Raw genomic sequence first — 271 nt, forward strand, 5'->3', positions numbered from 1 at the left:
GACACCGCGTCGACCACGGCGCTGGCATTCTTTTTGATGTTGGCAGCCGACTGCAGCGATGCACGGATGCCGGTGATGACCACCTGTTCGAGCTGCGCGGGTGCGGCGTCCTGGGCCCGGCTGGCCAGCGGCAGGGCCAGCTGGGCCAGCGACACGGCGGACGCGATGGGGGTGGGTCTGATCTGCATTCTTTGTTCCTTGTCAGCGGCTTTTGCGGATGGGCGGGCGGGCACTTGGCTGGTGTGCATGCCACTACCAGTCCAATTGCGCC

General features: G+C 66.1%; 1 protein-coding gene. It reads right to left on the bottom strand.

Annotation, left to right across the window (positions count from 1 at the left end; translation table 11 throughout):
- Positions 1-188: hypothetical protein (locus tag RZA33_RS19505; RefSeq protein ID WP_317509787.1), on the bottom strand; the 188-nt coding region annotated here is incomplete at its 3' end.
- Between the last annotated feature and the right edge of the window lie 83 nt (positions 189-271).

The organism is Halovibrio sp. HP20-59, from assembly GCF_033052795.2.
Classification (GTDB): Bacteria; Pseudomonadota; Gammaproteobacteria; order Pseudomonadales; family Halomonadaceae; genus Vreelandella.